Source organism: Luteibacter sp. P4_E6 (assembly GCF_056401535.1).
This window is the reverse complement of record NZ_JBFUJE010000515.1, coordinates 1-2,757: the sequence shown is the minus strand read 5'-3', so window position 1 is coordinate 2,757 and position 2,757 is coordinate 1. Positions and strand designations below refer to the sequence as shown.

Here is a 2,757-nt window from a genome sequence, read left to right as displayed (position 1 = left end):
CAGTCGTGGGTGAGTTTTCCACCGTGTCGCCAGGGGTGCGGATTGCGGGGCACGTCGCGCTGGGCCGCCGGGTGTTTATGGGGATCGGAGCCACGATTGTCAACGGAACGCCGGGCGCACGGCTCGTCATCGGTGACGACGCCGTTATCGCTGCGGGCGCCTGCGTCGTGGGGCCGGTTGCAAAGGGGCTGCGCGTCATGGGCGTGCCCGCAAAGGCACGTTGAGGTGACGACGTGAGCGAACCTGGCGCCGTCAAACATGCCACGCGATGGAGCGCCTTCGAGATAGGAATTCGTTATGTGCTGCAGTTCGGCGTCACCGTCGTGCTCGCGCATCTCATCGACCCGGGGGCCTACGGCATTGTCGCTATGGTCCTCGTGTTCACGGCGCTGGGAAACGTGTTCGTTGATTCCGGGACAGGTCTTGCGTTGATACAGCGGCAGTGCACCAACGACGATGAAGAGACGTCCGCCTTCGTTATTAACCTGGCCATCTCGCTATTAGCATGCACGGCACTGGTGGCAGGGGCGCCATCCATCGCTGAGTTCTATGGGAGACCGGAGGTAGCGCGGCTTTGCGTCGTGCTGGCCGTGGTCTTTCCGCTCAATGCACTGGCCGTCGTTCCCGACGCGCTGCTCACCCAGCAGCTCCGCTTCCACGCACGAGCCCGAGTTGAGTTGGGGAGTTCGCTGATTTCGGGCGCTATAGCCATCAGCCTCGCGACCATGGGCTTCGGCCCCTGGGCATTGGTCTTTCAGGCAATCGCTTCAATCGGCTCGCGGGCGGCGATGCTCTACCTCATTTCGGGCTGGTATCCGAAAGGCCGTTACCGCAACGAAGCCGCTCGATCCATCGCCGGCTTCGGCGGCTATATGCTCGTCGCCGGACTGATCGACACTGCGTACAACCGCTTGCAAGCCGTTCTTATTGGGCGACTTTTCAGCGCACGGGACCTTGGCTTCTATTCGCTGGCTCAGAATACCCAGCAGGCCCCCACGTCGTTCGCCGCTGCGCTTCTGAATCGACTGGGCCTGCCATTACTGTCTTCGGTCAACGGCGACATCGCAGAAGTGCGCAAGCTTCTCCGGACCGCGTTGCGAATGAGCCTTTTCGCCTTTGCTCCGATGATGGTGATCCTCGCCATATATGCCAGCCCCGTTGTTCGCCTCGTCTATGGTGAGCGATGGCTCCCCGCCGGCCCCCTTCTTGCGATCCTGACCCTTGGGGCGATTCCGTGGCCTGCGCATGTCCTCAGCCTGGTGGTGCTCAACGCGCTCGGACACCCCCGCCTCGTGCTGCGCGTGGAGGTAGTGAAGAAGGCCATCGCGGTGACCCTTCTAATCACGAGCGCGCCATGGGGGCTGCCTGCGATGGCATGGTCGACAGTCATTACCAGCCTCGTCTCATATGTCCTCAACGCCTACGTCGTGGGTAGACGCATCGGCTACGATGCGCTTACCCAACTACATGACCTGCTTCCGACGGCGCTGGCGACGCTGGGAGCCTCGGTCATCGCGTGGGGTTGCGTAGTCTGGCTTCCGTCATCGTTATGGACTTTATGCGCCGGAGCGGCGCTCGCGGGTGCTACGCATCTGGCCATCGGCTGGGCCCTTGGCCATCCCGCCATTGATGGATTCCTGCAACTCGTCCTCCCAAGGAGTCGGTAAGTTGATAACTCGGACATGGCTGGTCGTGGGCGCGGGCGGCTTTATCGGGAGCCACCTGGTCAGGGCACTGGTGACCTCTGGCGAGCAGGTGATCGCATTGTCGCCAAGGCAAGTGGCGCCCGACGATGGCGTCACGTGGATCGACGCGTCCACGGCGACTAGTGACGTCCTTGCGAAACTTTTCGAATCCGCCGACGGCGTCGTCTGGCTTGCTGGCTCAAGCACGCCGAGTTCGAGTGCGGGTCGCCCGCTTGCTGAACTCGACAACAACCTTCGCCCACTGCTGAATCTCATTCAGGCCAGCATTGGTGTGGGCCGCCGTCGAGTCGTCTACCTGTCAACGGGCGGCGCCATTTACGGCGACGTCGAAGTTCGCGACGCGACCGAGCAGGCGCGACTTGAGCCGAAGAGCTACTACAGCGCAGGCAAACTCGCTGCGGAAGCCTTTCTCAGTGCGTGGTCGCATGAGGCAGAGCACGATGTAATCGTTCTTCGTCCATCCAATGTCTACGGCCCTGGCCAACCTTATCGAAACGGGTTCGGCATTATCCCGACGGCTTTCCACGCTGTGCGGACGGGCGCACCCATTTTCGTTCGCGGAGACGGAACAGCCGTACGCGACTATCTTTTCGTTGACGACCTGGTCCGTCTCATTATCAAGGCCCTGTTAGCACCCGCGTCAGCGGGCTTTCGTTCAATCAATGCATCCAGCCATGTACCCGTCTCGTTGAATACGCTCCTCGATCTCATAGGCGAAACCCTTGGGGAGGCCGTTCCTCGCGAGTACCACGAGGCTCGCGCTTTCGACGTTCAACGCATCGTGCTGGACAACGCGCTGGCTAGAGAGACCTTCGATTGGGCACCCCATATAAATTTGCGTGACGGTCTCGAACGTACTTGGCACGCCGCCCGATGAGCAAGCAGCCCAGCGCTCCGATCATCTCGGTATGCATCGCGAACTACAACGGTGTCGTTGTCCTCGATGACTGCCTGCGCTCCGTGCTTGACCAGGTAGTTGATAGCTCGGTCGAGATCATTGTTCACGATGACGCTTCGACCGATAGCTCTGTGGAGCTTCTTGCCACCTATC

At 61.1% G+C, this 2,757-nt stretch carries 3 protein-coding genes and 1 pseudogene; all 4 read left to right on the top strand.

The features are described from left to right. Nucleotides 1–224: pseudogene (locus AC1DT2_RS20115) on the top strand (hypothetical protein); the annotation flags it as partial. 9 nt (nt 225–233) lie between these two features. After that, entirely contained in the window at nt 234–1,667 is a 1,434-nt protein-coding gene (locus AC1DT2_RS20110; RefSeq protein WP_477298290.1) for a lipopolysaccharide biosynthesis protein, read from the top strand. Between the two features lie 25 nt (nt 1,668–1,692). Beyond that, the gene (locus AC1DT2_RS20105; protein ID WP_477298289.1) at nt 1,693–2,583 is read left to right on the top strand and encodes an NAD-dependent epimerase/dehydratase family protein; all 891 of its coding nucleotides are present in this window, start codon (nt 1,693–1,695) and stop codon (nt 2,581–2,583) included. Next, nucleotides 2,580–2,757: glycosyltransferase family 2 protein (locus tag AC1DT2_RS20100; RefSeq protein ID WP_477298292.1), on the top strand; the 178-nt coding region annotated here is incomplete at its 3' end. The genes AC1DT2_RS20105 and AC1DT2_RS20100, both read left to right, overlap by 4 nt.